Source organism: Actinomadura harenae (genome assembly GCF_003696215.1).
Taxonomy (GTDB): Bacteria; Actinomycetota; Actinomycetes; order Streptosporangiales; family Streptosporangiaceae; genus Spirillospora; species Spirillospora harenae.
Genome location: NZ_RFFG01000045.1, coordinates 50,842 through 66,395 on the forward strand (window position 1 = coordinate 50,842; position 15,554 = coordinate 66,395).

Sequence of the window (15,554 nt, forward strand, 5' to 3'; positions counted from 1 at the left end):
TTCAGCGGATGTCGACGATCGGCGGACGGTAGCGGTGGTCGGCGTACCAGCCGAGGGTGCGGACCAGGCCGAACGCGCGGAGGCGGCGGACGGAGCCGTAGACGACGACGTCCGGGCGCAGGCCGTACCGGTCGGTCAGGTAGCGGACGCGGTTGACCAGGGCGCGGTCCTCGTGGACGTCCTCGATGCGGGTGCGCGGGAAGCCGCCGGAGCGTTCGTACAGGTCGGCGGTGATGGCGACGTTGCAGCCCGGCATCATCACGTACGGCCCGAGGAACAGCGGGTCCTGGTTGCCGGGACGGAACCGTCCGAAGAGGGCGGCGACCGAGATGACCGACGGCAGCAGCCGCCGCTCCCAGAACCTCAGCGGGAACTCGTCGGTGCGCGGGCGCAGAGGCCCGCTGACCATGTCGAGCCCGTCGTCGAAGGCGCGCTTCACGGCGGAGACCCAGCCCGGTCCGGGCAGGCAGTCGGCGTCGGTGCGGGCGACGTGCGTGGCCCCGGCGGAGATCGCGTGCCGGACGCCGGTGTCGGCGGCGGCGCCGGTGCCCTTCTCCGGCTCGTGGACGATCCGGATGCCGGGCTTGGGATGCGCGGCGGCGAAGTCCCGGACGACCTCGGCCGTCCGGTCGGTGCTCGCGTTGTCGACGACGACCACGGTGAACCCGGGGTCGGTCTGCTCGGCGAGGCGGCGGAGCGTCGCGCCGATCGAGCGCTCCTCGTTGTAGGCGGGGACGACGACCCAGAGGTCCATCACAGCTCCATGAAGGTCACGCCGAGGCTGACGCCGCCCGCCAGCCCGATCATCGCGACCCGGTCGCCGGGGCCGCAGCGGCCGTCCCGCCAGGCGGCGGCGAGCTGCGCGGGCAGCGTCGCGGACGCCATGTTCCCGTGCTCCGGCAGCGTCACGACGAGCCGCTCCGCCGGGATCCCGAGGAGCGACCGCAGCACCTCCAGATAGGGGAGCGTCACCTGGTGGACGGCCACGACGGCGAAGTCGTCCCAGGTCAGGCCGGTCTTTTCCAGCGCGGTCAGGAAGATCTCGGGTCCGGCGGCCAGGAACGCGTCCTTCAGCCTCCGCCCGTCCCCGCTGAAGTACGTCGCGTCCGGGTCGCGCGGCCGCATGGACCCGCCGCCGGGCAGCGTCCCGATACCCCACGCGGACGACACGGCGGCGAAGTCGCGGTAGAAGATCCCGCGGCCGTCCGGGTCGGCCTCGACGAGGACGGCGGCGCCCGCGTCCGACAGCGTGTACCCGGCGAACGCGTCGACGAACTGGGCCCGGTCGCGGACCCGCCACCGGACGGCCCGGGACGGCGCCTCGCCCGTGCAGACCAGCGCCCGTTCGGCCTGGCCCGTCCGGATCAGCGCGTCCGCCGTCTGGAGCCCGTTGAGGAAGCTGTTGCAGGCGTTCTTGACGTCGAAGACCGGGCAGGTCGCGCCGAGCTTGGCGGCGACGATGTGCGCGGTGGCGGGTTCGACGAGGTCCTGCGAGGCGGACCCGAAGACCAGCAGGTCCAGGCTCGCCGGGTCCGCGCCGAGCCGCCGGGCGGCCTCGACCGCCAGGTCCGACGCCTGCTGGTCGGGCCGCATGACGTGCCGGGCGCGGATGCCGGTCATCCGCTCCACGATGGTCGGGTGCGGCCGGTGGCCCTCGATCCGCGCCTCCACGTCCGCGCTGGTCAGCACGGTCTCGGGCAGGTAGGCGGCGGCGCCGGCGATGCGCGCTCTGATCACGGTCGTCCCCCGGGTCTCTGGTCTGGGCGGTTCCCCTCCAGAGTCGCCCGCCGCCCGTGCCCTCACCAGGTGCTTCGTACGTGGTGAGGGTGTGCGGGGCACTCATCCCGGCCTGAGTACCTTCGCCCATACGGCGGCCCGTCCCGGTCGGAAGGATCAAGGTCGTGCTGACCAGAAACGAGGCCCGGCTGCTCTGGGCCGCCAATCCGTGGTTGTACGCCCTGATCTGCGCGTTCCGGCACGCCGGACCGGTGACGCGGGTGCCGCGCGTGGGCTGGGTGGTGACCGATCCCGTCCTCGCCCGGCGGGTGCTCAACGACCACGCGACGTTCACGATGGGCGGCGAGGGCGGCGTCGGGCACCTGTGGGCGCAGCTGTTCGGCCCGGAGATGGGACGGTTCTTCGACGGGCCGGCCCACACCGAGCTGCGCTCGTCCGTCCGGGACCTGTTCACCGAGGACGCCGCGCGGGCGCTGATCGCGCGGACGCAGGGCCCGCACCACGCGCGCCTCGCGGACGCCCTCGCCGGAGGCGCGACCGTCGACCTCGCCGACACGGCCCGCGTCCTGGCCGGGCGCATGGTCTGCGACCTGCTCGGACTCCCCCCGCAGGACTACCGCCGCCTGTTCACGCTCGGCGAGAACCTGGCGTCGCTCGCCCTGGGCACGACGTCGTCCACCCGGCTTCCCGCGCGCGTCCTGTCGGAGGCCCATGCCATCGTGGACGAGCTGACCGCCGCCGTCCCGTCCGCGTACCGCTCGTCCGGGCCGTCCACCCTGCTGGGCCGCTGCCGCATGCTCGGGCTCCCCGAGGAGGTGGCGCGCGGTCTCGCGACGCTGCTCGTCGTCGCGGGCACCGAGACGGGCGTGTCCGGGACGCTGCGCACGGTCGCGCTCCTGCACGACGCCCGCCAGCAGCGCCTGCTCCTGGACGAGCCGGGCCTGCTCCCGGACGCCGTCCGCGAGGGGCTGCGCGTCGCGACCCCGGCGCCGGTCATCGGCCGTCACGTGGCCCGCGACGTCCGGCTCACCCCGCACGCGCGCCTCTTCGCGGGCGAACGCGTTCTGCTGCTCACCCACCTGGCGAACAACGCGGCCGGGCCGTTCGACATCACGCGTCCCTACGTCCGCGAGACCCGGCAGCTGTGGTTCGGCGCGGGACGCCACCTGTGCCTCGGAGCGGCCATCGCCCGCGCCCAGGTCGCGGCGACCCTGCGGGCCCTCCACACGCCGGGCCGCCCCTACCGGATCGTCGGCCGCACGGAGGCGCGCCGCGCCCTCGTGCCCACCTACGCCAGACTCCTGGTCACCTCGGTTTGACCTTGACGCGGCGTCAAGGTCTTCCATGGACTCATGCGCATCGGAGAACTGGCCGGCATCGTCGGCGTGAGCACCCGGACCGTCCGCCACTACCACCGCACCGGGGTGCTGCCCGAGCCGACGCGGCGCGCGAACGGCTACCGCGAGTACGACCTGAGGGACGCGGTGGCGCTGGCCCGGGCCCGGCGGCTGGCCGGACTCGGGCTGTCGCTGGACGAGATCCGCGACGTGCTGGCAGTCGGCGGGAGCGGCACGGGAGGCGAGCTGAGGGAGATCCTCACCGGGCTGGACGCCGACCTCGCCGCGCAGCAGCGGGACATCGCCGAGCGCCGCGACCGCCTCGCCGAGCTCCTCGCCGACCCGGACCTCGGCCCCGACTCGGCGGTGTCGCCGCGGATGGCCGCGGTGCTGAACGTCCTCCCGGACGGGTCCGGCTCGCGGCCCGGCTCGCGGTTCGCCGAGTTCGACCGCGAGATGCTCACCCTCGTCGACGCCGTCGCCGGCGACGCGGACCGCGACCGCGTCGCCGCGATGCTGGAACCGCTCGCCGACGCCGAGGCGCAGGCGATGGCCGAGGCCCTCTACGCCCGCCTGGACGCCCTGGCAGACGCCGACGCGGACGACCCCCGCGTCGGCGAGCTCGCCCGCGACCTCGCCGCGCACGTCCCGGACGAGATGGCGGCGATGATGCGCGAGCAGCCGGGCGACGCGTCCTGGCTGGACGAGGTGCCCGGCGGCCTGAGCCCGGCGCAGGCGAGGGCGCTTCGGCTCATGATCGATCTCGTCCGGGTCAGGTGCCCGTGACCTGGCGGCAGCCGCCGTCGAAGACCGGCGGCTGCGACATGTCGTAGGGGTCCTCGGTCTGGGAGGTGCCGCCGCCGCCCGGGTCGCCGGGGTAGGTGGGGTGGATCCAGCCGTCGGTGGACATGCAGGGCGCGGGCGCGGCGCTACGTCCCATCTGGCTGATCCACACGCGCACGTCGCCGCCGTCGCGGGTCACCGTGAACGTGACCGACCGTCGCACCACGACCCGCTGCACAAGGTCGGCGCGCTGCGGCGGGTGGACGGCGTAGACGAAGTTGTGGTCGGTCCGCACGCTCAGGCCGTCCTTGGCCGCGGACGGCGTGACCGTGCCGTGGACCTTCACGGTCGGCGTCGCGGCCACGGCCGAGCCGGGCGCGAACGCGTTCGTCCAGACCCGCCGCGAGGACAGGCCCTTGGCCTGCTCGGGGTCGAGCGTGGCCGCGAGCGGCTTGACGTCACCGGCGTAGACGGTCGCCGGGTCGAGGTCGGCCGCGACGAGGATCCGCTTGATGCGCGCGTAGGCCGCCTCGACGTCCGTGCTGGTCAGACCGGCCATCGCCTGGGCGGCGGGCATGGCGATCCCGGCCTCGCCGTCCTGGTAGGCGGCGGCCGGGCTGCCCGCGAAGTAGTCGGACGGCGCGGGCGCCGGGCTCGCCAGGCGGAGCGTCGTCGAGGACGGCTTGGACGCGTCGTCCCGTCCGAGCCACCACATCCCGGTCGCGGCGGCGCCGAGCACCAGCACGACCCCTCCGACCAGCCCGGACGCCTTCAGGTAGCCCATCGTCTCGCCGCCGGACCGGCGCGGCGGTCGCGGGATCCGGAGGCGCGGGCGGCGGCGCCGCCGCGCGCGCTGGCGGGCGGACGGTTCGGAGATCGACGCGCCCGCGATGAAGTCGTCGTCGAAGGGCGGCAGTTCGTCCGGCATGAGGCCGATCGTTCCCCACCGGTCCGGGCGCCGCAAGGAGCGGCCCGCGCGCGCACGCCCTACCGGACAAAACTAGAACACGTTACAGTCTAAGTCCGAACGTCATTCCAGTGAGGAGTCGCGGATGGGCACCCCGGTGATCGTGGAGGCGGTCCGCACGCCGCTCGGCAAGCGGAACGGCTGGCTGGCCGGTCTCAAGGCGCAGGCCGTTCTCGCGCACGCGCTCAACGCGCTGCTCACGCGGGCCGGACTGGACGGCTCCGAAGTGGAACAGGTTTTCGCCGGATGCGTGACCCAGGCGGGCGAGCAGGGCGGGCATGTCGGACGCTACGCCTGGCTCTACTCCGGGCAGCCCTGGCAGGCGGGCGCCACGACGCTCGACGCGCAGTGCGGATCGTCGCAGCAGGCCGTCCACCTCGCGGCGGCGCAGGTCGCGGCCGGGGCCGTGGACGTCGCGATCGGCTGCGGCGTCGAGGTCATGAGCCGCTCGCCGCTCGGCAGCAACGTCCTGCCCGCCAAGCCGCGCCCGGACGACTGGTCGATCGACATGCCGCACCAGTTCGAGGCCGCCGAGCGGATCGCGAAGCGGCGCGGCCTCACCCGCGACGACGTGGACGCGTTCGGCGTCCGGTCGCAGCAGCTCGCCGCCAAGGCGTGGGCGGACGGGCGCTTCGAACGCGAGATCGCGCCCCTCGACGCGCCCGTCCTGGACGCCGAGGGCCGCCCGACCGGCGAGACCCGCACCGTCACCCGCGACCAGGGCCTCCGCGAGACGACCCGTGAGGGGCTCGCCAGGCTCAAGCCGGTCATGGGCGAGGACGCGCTGCACACCGCCGGGTCGTCCTCGCAGATCTCCGACGGCGCCGCCGCCGTCCTGGTGATGGACGAGGCGAAGGCGCGCGCGCTCGGGTTGCGTCCGCGCGCCCGCATCAGGACGCAGGCCCTCGTCGGCTCCGAGCCGTACTACCACCTGGACGGCCCGATCCAGTCGACGCGGCGCGTCCTCGACCGCAGCGGGATGTCGATGCGCGACATGGACGTCACCGAGATCAACGAGGCGTTCGCGAGCGTCGTCCTGTCCTGGGCGTCGGTGCACGAACCGGACATGGACACCGTCAACGTCAACGGCGGCGCGATCGCGCTCGGCCACCCCGTCGGCGCGACGGGCGCACGCCTGATCACCAGCGCGCTGCACGAGCTCGAACGCCGCGACGCCGGGACCGCGCTCGTCACCATGTGCTGCGGCGGCGCCCTCTCCACCGCCACGATCCTCGAACGCCTCTGACGTGCCCGCCCCTGACGTGCCCGCCTCTGACGGCCGCGAAGCCCCTGGCGGACGTCCGGACGCGGAGGACCTCGGCGGCGGCCTGTGGAGCGTCCCGGTGCCGATCCCGGGCAATCCGCTCGCGTACACGCTGGTCTACGCGCTGGAGAGCCCGCGCGGGCCCGTCCTCGTGGACGCGGGCTGGGAGCACGAGGACGCCTGGGACGCCCTGACCGCCGGTCTCGCCGCGTTCGGCATGGACGTCGCGGACGTCCACGGGGTGGTGGTCACGCACCACCACCCCGACCACGCGGGCCTCGCGGGCCGCGTGCGCGAGGCGTCCGGCGCGTGGATCGCGATGCACCGCGCGGACGCCGCGATCGTCCGCGCGTTCCGCGCGATGGTCGAGCGGGACGCGGAACGCGCCTGGATCGCCGACTCCCTCCGCCGCGCGGGCGCGGACGACGGCGACCTCGCCGAGCATCCGCGCCGCCGCCACATCGACCCGCCCGCGCAGCCGGACCGCGAGCTGGAGGACGGCGACCTCGTCGACCTCCCCGCCCGCCGACTCCGCGCGATCTGGACGCCCGGCCACTCCCCCGGCCACCTCTGCCTGCACCTGGAGGACGCCGGGCGCGTCTTCACGGGCGACCACGTCCTGCCCCGCATCACCCCGCACATCGGCCTCTACCCGTACGACCGCGCCGACACCGACCCGCTCGGCGACTTCCTGGCCTCCCTCGAACGCGTCGGCGACCTGCCCGCGGACGAGGTCCTCCCCGCCCACCAGTTCCGCTTCCGGGGGCTGGCCGCACGCGCCCGCGACATCGCCGCCCACCACGAGACCCGCCTCACCGAGCTCGCCGCGCTCCTCACCGGCGAACCGCGCACCCTCTGGCGCCTCACGGCCGCGCTCACCTGGCGCGAGCCCTGGCCCGCGATGGCCCTCCAGTCCCGCCAGATGGCCGCCGCCGAGGCCGCCGCGCACCTCCGCGTCCTCGAACGCCGGGGCCGCGCCCGCCGCGCCACCACCGACCCCCTCACCTACACGACCGCCTGAACGCCGGGCCGCCTGAAGGCGGGGCCGCAGGGCCGCCGGGGCCGCGGGGCCAAACGTGGCGCAGAGCACATATTGGTCTGCGGGCTAGACCCTTGATGAGACTCGAGTCTCATGTGAGAATCGCCCTAGGCCCAGCGAACCAAGCAAGGGCTTGGTCGGACGTGTGTGCACGCACGTCCTCGCAGGCCAGAGGTCATCGACGACTGCCCGCATCACGAACACCCCTCCGCGACCGCGACGGCGCGACCGGTCGCCGGCTCCTGCCCTCCACCCCGGCGAAGGATCTCTCCATGCCCTCTGAGACCGGCACGATCGACCTGCCCGCCATCGACGTCATCGACCCCGGCGTGTACGAGTCGGGCGGCATCCCGCACGAGCGCTTCCGGTGGCTGCGCGACCACGATCCGGTGCACTGGCACGCCGACCCGAACCCGGCGGTGGCCGGGTTCTGGGCCGTGACGCGGCACGAGGACGTCACGTGGGTGTCGCGCCACCCCGAGCTGTTCTCCTCGCACACCCGGACGGCGATGTTCGAGGAGTTCACCGACGACGAGATCGCCCTGTACGGGCAGATGATGCTGTTCCAGGACCCGCCGGACCACACCCGGCTGCGGTCCATGGTGAACAAGGGCTTCACGCCCCGGATGATCAAGAAGCTCGAGGGCCACATCCGGGACATCTGCAACGACCTGATCGACGCGGCCGCGCCGCTCGGCGAGTGCGACTTCGTCGAGAGGTTCGCCGCGCCGCTGCCGCTGGCGACGATCTGCGAGATCCTCGGCGCGCGGCCGGAGGACCGGGAGAAGGTCTTCCACTGGTCGAACACGCTGGTCGCGTTCAACGACCCGGAGTTCATCGGGGACAAGACCGAGTCGATCGCGTGCGCGGCCGAGTTCATGGACTGGGCGGCCGGGCTGCGGGAGCGGCGGCTGCGGGAGCCCGGCGACGACATCGCGACCAAGCTCGTCCAGCCGGACGCGGACGGCGGCACGCTGACGGTCGAGGAGTTCCAGCTGTTCGTCCTCATGCTGTCGATCGCGGGCAACGAGACCACGCGGACGGCGACGGCGGGCGGCATGCAGGCGCTGTTCGAGCACCCCGACCAGTGGGAGCGGCTGAAGGCGGACCCGGCGCTGCTGCCCACGGCGGTCGAGGAGATCGTCCGGTGGGTGAGCCCGATCAACCAGTTCCGGCGGACGGCGACGCAGGACACCGAGCTCGGCGGCACGCGGATCCGCGCCGGGGACAAGGTCGTCCTGTTCTACGGGTCGGCGAACCGGGACGAGCGGGTGTTCGAGGACCCGTTCCGCTTCGACATCGCCCGCGACCCGAACCCGCAGCTCGGGTTCGGCGGCGGCGGCCCGCACTTCTGCCTCGGGACGCACCTGGCCCGGATGAACCTGCGGATGGTCTTCGGGACGATCGCGGCCCGGATGCCGGACATCCGCCCGGCGGGCCCGGCGCGCCGGCTGCGGTCCAACTTCGTCAACGGGATCAAGGACATGCCCGTCCGGTTCACGCCGTCGGGCCGTTGAGGCACCCCCGGCGACCGCCGAAACCGAGCGAGATTCGGGCAGGGACGGGCGAACCCTGCGGACCCGTCCCTGCCTGGCCGTTCATGTGCTTTTCGAAACACTTTTGGACACAGTGCCCAATATTGAACTCTCCGGTAACGTGCGGAAGCTAAGGTCTAGTTCAGGACGACAGGCGTTCGAGATGCCGGTGCGGCAGACGGCCCCGGCGTCCACCCGACGGACAGGAGTGGCGCGTGGGCTGGGGCGGTCGTGACTGAGGCGGGGGCGGGGGCCGGGGAGCGGCCGCTGCGCGTGGCGCTGCTGTCCTACCGGAGCAAACCGCACTGCGGCGGCCAGGGCGTCTATCTGCGGCACCTGAGCCGGGAGCTGGTCGACCTCGGGCACTCGGTCGACATCCTGTCCGGCCAGCCCTACCCCGAGCTCGACCGCGACGAGATCGCCCTCTCCAAGATCCCCAGCCTGGACCTGTACCGGGACGAGGACCCGTTCCGCACCCCGGCGCGCGAGGAGTTCCGCGACTGGGTGGACGTGCTGGAGTTCGCGCACATGCGCACCGGCGGGTTCCCCGAGCCCCTGACCTTCAGCATCCGCGTGCTCCGCGAGCTCCGGCGCCGCCGCCGCGAGTTCGACGTCGCGCACGACAACCAGGTCCTCGGCCTCGGCAACCTCGGCATCACCCGCCTCGGCCTGCCGCTCGTCACGAGCATCCACCACCCCATCAGCGTCGACCGGCAGATCGAGCTGGACGCCGCCGAGGACTGGAAAGCCAAGCTCGGCAAGCGCCGCTGGTACGGGTTCGTGACCATGCAGTCGCAGGTCGCGCGGCGCATCGGCACCGTCCTCACGGTGTCGGAGTCGTCCAAGATCGACATCGTCCGGGACTTCAAGGTCGACCCGCGCGACATCGAGATCCTGCCGCTCGGCGTGGACACCTCGGTCTTCCACCCGCGCGGCCCGCTCACCGAGCGCGTCCCCGGCCGGATCGTCGCCATGGCCAGCGCGGACGCCCCGATCAAGGGCGTCGACGTGCTGCTGCGCGCGGTCGCCAAGCTCGCCACCGAGCGGGACGTCCACGTCGTCGTCGTGTCCCGCCCCACCAAGGACGGCCCGACCGAGCGGCTCGTCAAGGAGCTCGCGCTCGGCGACCGGGTCCGGTTCGTGTCCGGGATCAGCGACGACGAGCTCGGCGACCTGCTGGCGTCCGCCGAGATCGCCGTCGTCCCGTCCCGCTACGAGGGCTTCTCGCTGCCCGCCGTCGAGCACATGGCGTCCGGCACCCCGCTGGTCGCCAGCCGCGCGGGCGCGCTGCCCGAGGTGGTGGGCGACGCCGGGATCCTGGTCGAGCCCGGCGACGTCGAGGAACTCGCGGCCGTCCTGCGCCGCCTGCACGACTCCCCCGAGGAGCGGGCGAGGTGGAGCGAGGCGGGACTCGCCCGGGTGCGCGAGCGGTTCGCGTGGCGGGCGGTGGCGCAGGCCACCGTCGCCCACTACCGCGAGGCGATCACCCAGCACGAGTACCTGCGGAAGGCCGCGCGGAAGTAGCGGCGGCCCACGCGGCGGCGACGCCTGAGGCCCGGCCCATGCCGGCCGCCGCGCGGGTACGGAGGTGGGACCGCTCCCCTCGGGAGGTCCCCAGTACGGAAGGAGCACGACCCTGCTGACCGTGGATTTCGAGCGGTTCCGCGTCACCCCCGGAGAGCGCGTCCTCGACATGGGGTGCGGCGCCGGACGGCATGCCTTCGAGCTGTACCGCAGGGGTGCGCACGTCGTGGCCTTCGACCTCGACGCCGACGAGCTGGCGGGCGTCGAGACGATGTTCGGCGCGATGCGCCTGGAGGGCGAGGTCTCCGAGGACGCGTCCGCCGAGACCGTCCAGGGCGACGCGCTGACCATGCCCTTCCCCGACGACCACTTCGACAAGATCGTGGCGTCCGAGGTGCTGGAGCACATCCCCGACGACATGCGGGCGATGCGCGAGCTGCTGCGGGTGCTCAAGCCCGGCGGGCAGCTCGCCGTGACCGTCCCGTCCTGGCTGCCCGAGCGGCTGTGCTGGGCGCTGTCGGAGGACTACCACACCGCACCCGGCGGCCACGTGCGCATCTACACGCGCGCCGAGCTGGAGGCCAAGCTCAAGTCCACCGGCTTCCGGGTGGACGGCCACCACCACGCGCACGGCCTGCACGCCCCGTACTGGTGGATCAAGTGCGCGGTCGGCGTGAACAACGACGGCAACCCGCTGGCCAAGGCCTACCACCAGGTGCTCGTCTGGGACATCATGAAGCGCCCGCTCGCCACCCGGCTCGCCGAGAAGGCGCTGAACCCGGTCATCGGCAAGAGCGTCGTCGTCTACGTCACCAAGCCCTCGCAGCCCTCGCAGCCCGCCGAGAAGCCGGCGGACCGGGAGACCGCGGATGCGGTCTGAGGTCCCGGCGCCGTCCGTCGACGGCGTCGTGACCTCGGCCGACATGGTCGCGACCGCCCGGAGCATCGCCCGCCAGCAGGAGCCGTCCGGGGCGATCCCCTGGTTCTCCCCGGTGGAGGGCGTGCCCGGCCACGTGGACGCCTGGAACCACGTCGAGGCCGCGATGGCGCTGACCGTCGCGGGCCTCGGCGACGAGGCCCGGCGCGCGTACGCGTGGCTGGCGTCCGTCCAGCGCCCGGACGGGTCGTGGCCCGCCAAGTGGGTGCTCGGCGAGGTCACCGAGCCGGGCGGCGAGTCCAACCACGCGGCCTACGTCGCGGTCGGCGTCTGGCACGAGCTGCTGGTCACCGGGGACGAGGCGTTCGCCCGCGCGATGTGGCCGACGGTGCGCCGCGCGATCGACTTCACCCTCGGCCTGCGCACCCGGCGCGGCGAGATCACGTGGATCCGGCACGAGGACGGCTCGGTCGCGGACGAGGCGCTGCTGACCGGCTGCTCGTCGGTCTACCAGTCGCTGCGCTGCGCCGTCGCGCTCGCCGAGCGCCTCGGCGAGCCGCAGCCGGAGTGGGAGCTGGCCGCCGACCAGCTCGGGCACGTCGTCGCCGTCCACCCGGAGGCGTTCGCCGACAAGTCCCGCTGGTCGATGGACTGGTACTACCCCGTCCTGGCGGGCCCGGTCCGGGGCGACGCCGCGGCCGAGCGCCTCGCCGCGCAGTGGGACGCCTTCGTCGTGGACGGCCTGGGCTGCCGCTGCGTGTCCGACCAGCCGTGGGTCACCGCGGCCGAGTCGTGCGAGCTGGTCATGGCCCTGGACGCCGCGGGCGACCGCGACCGCGCCGTGGAGCTGTTCGCGACCGTCCAGCACCTGCGGCACGAGGACGGCTCGTACTGGACGGGCTGGCAGTTCGAGAACCGGCGCCACTTCCCGGGGGACCGCTCGACCTACACGGCCGCCGCGGTCGTCCTGGCCGCCGACGTCCTCGCGGACGCGTCGCCCGGCGCCCGGCTGTTCAAGGAGATCGCGGGACGCCCGCTGGGGCCGTCCGCGCCGTCCGACCCGGCGGCGTGCGGCTGCGCGGCGCTCGTGCCGCGGCAGCTCGCCAACCCCGTCCGCACCCGCCGCTGACGGCGCCGGGCCCGGGGCACCTGCTCCGCGGCGACTAGAACCCGTTACAGCGAAGGCTCCCGTGCGCCGCGCGCACGGGAGCCTTCGCTGTGAGAACGGCCATGGGAACGGCCGTGAGGACGGTCAGGAGACGCGCTCCAGGACGCGCAGCGAGCCGACGACGCGGCGCTCCTCGAAGTCGCCGGACTCCAGGGCCCGCAGGTACACGTGGTACGGGGCCTGGCCGCCGTCCGCGGGGTCGGGGAACACGTCGTGGATCACCAGCGCGCCGCCGGGCGCGACGTGGTGGGCCCAGTCGGTGTAGTCGGCCTGGGCGAGGTCCTCGGCGTGGCCGCCGTCGATGAACAGCAGCGCGAGCGGGGCGTGCCAGAACGCCGCGACGGTCCGGGACGTCCCGACGACGGCGACGACGACGTCCTCCAGGCCCGCGGCGGAGATCGTCTTCCGGAAGGACGGCATCGTGTCCATCCGCCCGGTGCACGGGTCGACCAGGGACGGGTCGTGGTACTCCCAGCCCGCCTGGTTCTCCTCCGAGCCGTGGTGGTGGTCCACGGTGACGACGGTCGAGCCGGTCAGCCGGGCGGCCGCGCCGACGTAGACGGCCGACTTGCCGCAGTACGAGCCGATCTCCAGCAGCGGGGCGTCCGCGCCGAACCTCGCGCCGTAGGCGTGCGCGGTCTCGTACAGGGCGCGGCCCTCGTCGTCCGGCATGAACCCCTTGGCCCCGCGGGCGATCCGCAGCAGGTCGGCGGGCATGTCCGGAACGTCGGCCGGCACGCCGTCCGGCGCGTCGGTGGATGCGCCGGTGGGCGCGTCGGCGGGCGGCTCGGCCGGGGTGGCGGCCAAGGTGATGGTCGTCCCCGCGGGGGTGGACGCCGTTGAGTCGCTCATAGATCTCCTCCGCCGCGCACTGTATCCGGTCCGCCGGGTCTTGTGGGACCAGACTGTAACGTGTTCTACTTTCCGCGTGGGCGGGTGCGGCGGGACGTCCGGCCCCTGGCCCCTGCCGAACAGCATTCGGTATGTTGGCCCTCCGCGCGCCCACCGGCAAGGGAACGGAGATCGCGATGAGAGTGACGGTCGATCCGCTGGTGTGCGAGGCCAACGCCGTCTGCGTCGGCATCGCCGAGGAGGTCTTCGACCTCACGGACGACGACGAGCTGGTCATCCTGCGCGAGGACGTGCCGGCCGCCCTGGCGGACAAGGTCCGGCACGCGGTGCGGTCCTGCCCGAAGGCGGCGCTGACCCTCGAGGAGTAGCGCCCCGATCGCCGACCCCCGTCCCACCCACCCCTCGGGACGCCGCCGCCCGTGCCCGGGCCCGGCGTCCTTCCTCACTGTGGAGGCGTCACATGGCACGTGCCGCGGTACTGCACGCGGTCGGCGACAAGGAACTCGACCTCCGGGACGACGTGACCACCGTCGATCCGGGTCCGGACCAGGTGAAGGTGCGCGTCAAGGCCACCGGGGTCTGCCACTCGGACCTGTCCACGATGTCCGGCGTGCTGCCGTCCGTCCCGCCCGCGATCATCGGCCACGAGGGCGCGGGCGTCGTGGAGGAGGTCGGTGAGCACGTCACCAACGTCCGGCCCGGCGACCACGTCGTCGTCAACTGGACGCCCGATTGCGGCGTCTGCCCCGAGTGCCTGCGCGGCGAGCCCTACCTGTGCATGGGCTTCATCGGCGCGGCGTTCTCCGAGCCGCGGTTCAAGCTCGGCGACGGCACCCCGGCGTTCGGGATGGCGGGCGTGGGCACCTGGGCCGAGGAGGTCGTCCTCCCCTGGCAGGGCGTCATCAAGATCGCCGAGGACGTTCCGTTCGAGTACGCCGCGATGCTCGGCTGCGGCATCCCGACCGGCGTCGGCGCGGCCTTCCACACCGCGAAGGTCCGGCCCGGCTCGAAGGTCGCGGTCGTCGGCGCGGGCGGCGTCGGGCTGTCGGTGATCCAGGGCGCCCGGATCTGCGGCGCGTCCACGATCCTCGCGATCGACCCGAACGAGGCCAAGCACCCGGCCGCCAAGCAGTTCGGCGCGACCCACACCGCGACCCTGGAGAACCTCGAGGAGACCAAGGGCCTGCTCACCCTCGGCCAGGGCTTCGACCAGGTCTTCGAGGTCGTCGGCAAGTCGTCGGCGATCACCACGGCGTGGAACCTCACCCGGCGCGGCGGCGACGTGATCGTCGTCGGCGCGGGCGCCGCGGACGACGACTGGAAGATGTCGGCGTTCTCGCTGCTGTTCGAGGGCAAGAACGTCAAGTCGTCGCTGTACGGCGGCTGCGACCTCAAGCGCGACATCCCCCTGTTCGTCGACCTGTGGCGCGCCGGGAAGCTCGACCTGGACGGCCTGATCAGCCGCCGCATCCGGTTCGAGGACCTCAACGACGCCGTCCAGGCCCTCACCAGGGGCGACGTGATCCGCCAGGTCGTCCTCTTCGACTGACCCGCACGAGACCTCCCGGCGGCACGCCCGCCCACACCGATCCGGTGGGGGCGGGCGTACGCGGGTGCGCCGGGTTCGTCCCGAAGATGAGGGCGCGCTGAGAGTTCCGGCCGACGGCTATCGTGAAGATCGATCCACGTGTCATGCTGGCACGGTCGGGCGAACGGGAACTGTGGAGCGTGGTTGACCAGGTCAGCGGCGGGTGGACGGGTGGCGGCGATCGCCGCCGGGGCGGTGCTCTCCGTGCCGCTCGCGGCATCCGCCTCGCTGTTCGCCGCACCGTCCCCGCTCTCGGCGCCTGCCGCGCACGCCGATCCGGGCGCCCCGGTGAGCGCCCGCATCCGTGACGTCCAGGGCGCCGGGCACGTCTCCCCGCTGAGCGGACGCAACGTCACCGGCGTCGGCGGCGTCGTCACGGCCGTCACCGACTCCGGCTTCTGGATGCAGGACCCGGTGGCGTCCAGGAAGAAGAGCCCCGCGTCCTCGGGGATCTTCGTGTTCACCCGGACGCGTCCCCGGGTCCAGCCCGGCGACGCGGTGCGCGTGGACGGGCGGGTCAGCGAGTTCCGGCCCGGCGGGCCCGGCTCGTCCAACCTGAGCCGCACCGAGATCGACGCGTCCGAGACCGTCGTGTCCTCGCACGGCCAGCCGCTTCCGCCGCCCGTCGTGCTCGGCGGGCCCCGGGGACGCAGGGCCCCCGCCTCGTTCCCGTCCGCGCCGCGCGACGCCGAGACCGACCGCGCCTTCGCCCCCGCGTCCGACCCGCTCGCGTTCTACACCTCGCTCGAGGGCATGCGCGTCCGCGTCGAGAACGCCGTCGTCATCGGCCCGACGCGGGACGGCGCGCTGCCCGTCCTGCCCGCGGGCGGCGCCGGGGCGCACGACCGCACCCGGCGCGGCGGCTCCCTCGCGCGACCGGGCG

The 15,554-nt window shown here is 73.7% G+C and carries 14 protein-coding genes and 1 pseudogene; 11 read left to right on the forward strand and 4 right to left on the reverse strand.

Features of this window, described 5'->3' with window-relative positions; translation table 11 throughout:
* Position 1: 1 nt before the first annotated feature.
* Positions 2 to 754, reverse strand: coding sequence for a glycosyltransferase family 2 protein (locus EBO15_RS24000; protein WP_122196693.1), 753 nt, complete (start codon positions 752 to 754; stop codon positions 2 to 4).
* Positions 754 to 1,737 carry a 3-oxoacyl-ACP synthase III family protein gene (locus EBO15_RS24005; RefSeq protein ID WP_233616400.1) on the reverse strand — a complete coding sequence of 328 codons (984 nt, stop codon included), beginning with the start codon at positions 1,735 to 1,737 and terminating at the stop codon, positions 754 to 756. Before EBO15_RS24005 ends, EBO15_RS24000 begins: the two co-directional genes overlap by 1 nt.
* Positions 1,738 to 1,901: 164 nt before the next feature.
* On the opposite strand from EBO15_RS24005, the gene EBO15_RS24010 reads away from it, so the two are divergent.
* Together EBO15_RS24010 and EBO15_RS24015 are read left to right on the forward strand one after the other, a co-directional pair.
* Complete coding sequence (locus EBO15_RS24010; protein ID WP_122196694.1) at positions 1,902 to 3,056, forward strand: cytochrome P450; 1,155 nt, start codon at positions 1,902 to 1,904, stop codon at positions 3,054 to 3,056.
* A 33-nt stretch (positions 3,057 to 3,089) separates the two neighbouring features.
* Complete coding sequence (locus EBO15_RS24015; protein WP_122196695.1) at positions 3,090 to 3,860, forward strand: MerR family transcriptional regulator; 771 nt, start codon at positions 3,090 to 3,092, stop codon at positions 3,858 to 3,860.
* On the opposite strand, the gene EBO15_RS24020 is transcribed toward EBO15_RS24015, so the two are convergent.
* Positions 3,847 to 4,785: a hypothetical protein gene (locus tag EBO15_RS24020; RefSeq protein WP_122196696.1), complete on the reverse strand. Its 939-nt coding sequence runs from the start codon at positions 4,783 to 4,785 to the stop codon at positions 3,847 to 3,849. The two genes, EBO15_RS24015 and EBO15_RS24020, sit on opposite strands and share 14 nt — an antisense overlap.
* A gap of 124 nt (positions 4,786 to 4,909) precedes the next feature.
* On the opposite strand from EBO15_RS24020, the gene EBO15_RS24025 reads away from it, so the two are divergent.
* From EBO15_RS24025 to EBO15_RS24050, 6 genes are all read left to right on the forward strand, one after another.
* Positions 4,910 to 6,070, forward strand: coding sequence for a steroid 3-ketoacyl-CoA thiolase (locus EBO15_RS24025; protein WP_122196697.1), 1,161 nt, complete (start codon positions 4,910 to 4,912; stop codon positions 6,068 to 6,070).
* 1 nt (position 6,071) lies between these two features.
* Positions 6,072 to 7,109: an MBL fold metallo-hydrolase gene (locus EBO15_RS24030; RefSeq protein WP_378238955.1), complete on the forward strand. Its 1,038-nt coding sequence runs from the start codon at positions 6,072 to 6,074 to the stop codon at positions 7,107 to 7,109.
* 290 nt (positions 7,110 to 7,399) lie between these two features.
* The gene (locus EBO15_RS24035) at positions 7,400 to 8,644 is read left to right on the forward strand and encodes a cytochrome P450 (protein ID WP_122196698.1); all 1,245 of its coding nucleotides are present in this window, start codon (positions 7,400 to 7,402) and stop codon (positions 8,642 to 8,644) included.
* A gap of 249 nt (positions 8,645 to 8,893) precedes the next feature.
* Positions 8,894 to 10,186, forward strand: coding sequence for a glycosyltransferase family 4 protein (locus tag EBO15_RS24040; RefSeq protein ID WP_122196699.1), 1,293 nt, complete (start codon positions 8,894 to 8,896; stop codon positions 10,184 to 10,186).
* Positions 10,187 to 10,298: 112 nt separating this feature from the next.
* A complete protein-coding gene (locus tag EBO15_RS24045) occupies positions 10,299 to 11,066 on the forward strand; it encodes a class I SAM-dependent methyltransferase (protein WP_199744771.1) in 768 nt (255 codons plus the stop codon).
* Positions 11,056 to 12,192: a glucosidase family protein gene (locus tag EBO15_RS24050; protein ID WP_122196701.1), complete on the forward strand. Its 1,137-nt coding sequence runs from the start codon at positions 11,056 to 11,058 to the stop codon at positions 12,190 to 12,192. Before EBO15_RS24045 ends, EBO15_RS24050 begins: the two co-directional genes overlap by 11 nt.
* 123 nt (positions 12,193 to 12,315) lie before the next feature.
* Here the strand turns inward: EBO15_RS24050 and EBO15_RS24055 are convergent, their stop codons facing one another.
* Complete coding sequence (locus tag EBO15_RS24055) at positions 12,316 to 12,948, reverse strand: class I SAM-dependent methyltransferase (protein WP_122196711.1); 633 nt, start codon at positions 12,946 to 12,948, stop codon at positions 12,316 to 12,318.
* A gap of 311 nt (positions 12,949 to 13,259) precedes the next feature.
* Here EBO15_RS24055 and EBO15_RS24060 point away from each other — a divergent pair, with 311 nt between their 5' ends.
* From EBO15_RS24060 to EBO15_RS24070, 3 genes and pseudogenes are all read left to right on the forward strand, one after another.
* Complete coding sequence (locus tag EBO15_RS24060) at positions 13,260 to 13,451, forward strand: ferredoxin (RefSeq protein ID WP_122196712.1); 192 nt, start codon at positions 13,260 to 13,262, stop codon at positions 13,449 to 13,451.
* Between the two features lie 92 nt (positions 13,452 to 13,543).
* Positions 13,544 to 14,632, forward strand: a complete 1,089-nt coding sequence (locus EBO15_RS24065) for a Zn-dependent alcohol dehydrogenase (RefSeq protein ID WP_122196702.1) — start codon at positions 13,544 to 13,546, stop codon at positions 14,630 to 14,632.
* Between the two features lie 183 nt (positions 14,633 to 14,815).
* Positions 14,816 to 15,554, forward strand: a pseudogene (locus EBO15_RS24070) (hypothetical protein); the annotation flags it as partial.

Bases quoted from the DNA above. Each gene is read 5' to 3' on its own strand.
- EBO15_RS24025 (WP_122196697.1), top strand. From the start codon at position 4,910: ATGGGCACCCCGGTGATCGTGGAGGCGGTCCGCACGCCGCTCGGCAAG.
- EBO15_RS24020 (WP_122196696.1), bottom strand. From the start codon at position 4,785: ATGCCGGACGAACTGCCGCCCTTCGACGACGACTTCATCGCGGGCGCG.
- EBO15_RS24060 (WP_122196712.1), top strand. From the start codon at position 13,260: ATGAGAGTGACGGTCGATCCGCTGGTGTGCGAGGCCAACGCCGTCTGC.
- EBO15_RS24015 (WP_122196695.1), top strand. From the start codon at position 3,090: ATGCGCATCGGAGAACTGGCCGGCATCGTCGGCGTGAGCACCCGGACC.
- EBO15_RS24055 (WP_122196711.1), bottom strand. From the start codon at position 12,948: ATGCCCGCCGACCTGCTGCGGATCGCCCGCGGGGCCAAGGGGTTCATG.
- EBO15_RS24065 (WP_122196702.1), top strand. From the start codon at position 13,544: ATGGCACGTGCCGCGGTACTGCACGCGGTCGGCGACAAGGAACTCGAC.
- EBO15_RS24050 (WP_122196701.1), top strand. From the start codon at position 11,056: ATGCGGTCTGAGGTCCCGGCGCCGTCCGTCGACGGCGTCGTGACCTCG.
- EBO15_RS24000 (WP_122196693.1), bottom strand. From the start codon at position 754: ATGGACCTCTGGGTCGTCGTCCCCGCCTACAACGAGGAGCGCTCGATC.
- EBO15_RS24035 (WP_122196698.1), top strand. From the start codon at position 7,400: ATGCCCTCTGAGACCGGCACGATCGACCTGCCCGCCATCGACGTCATC.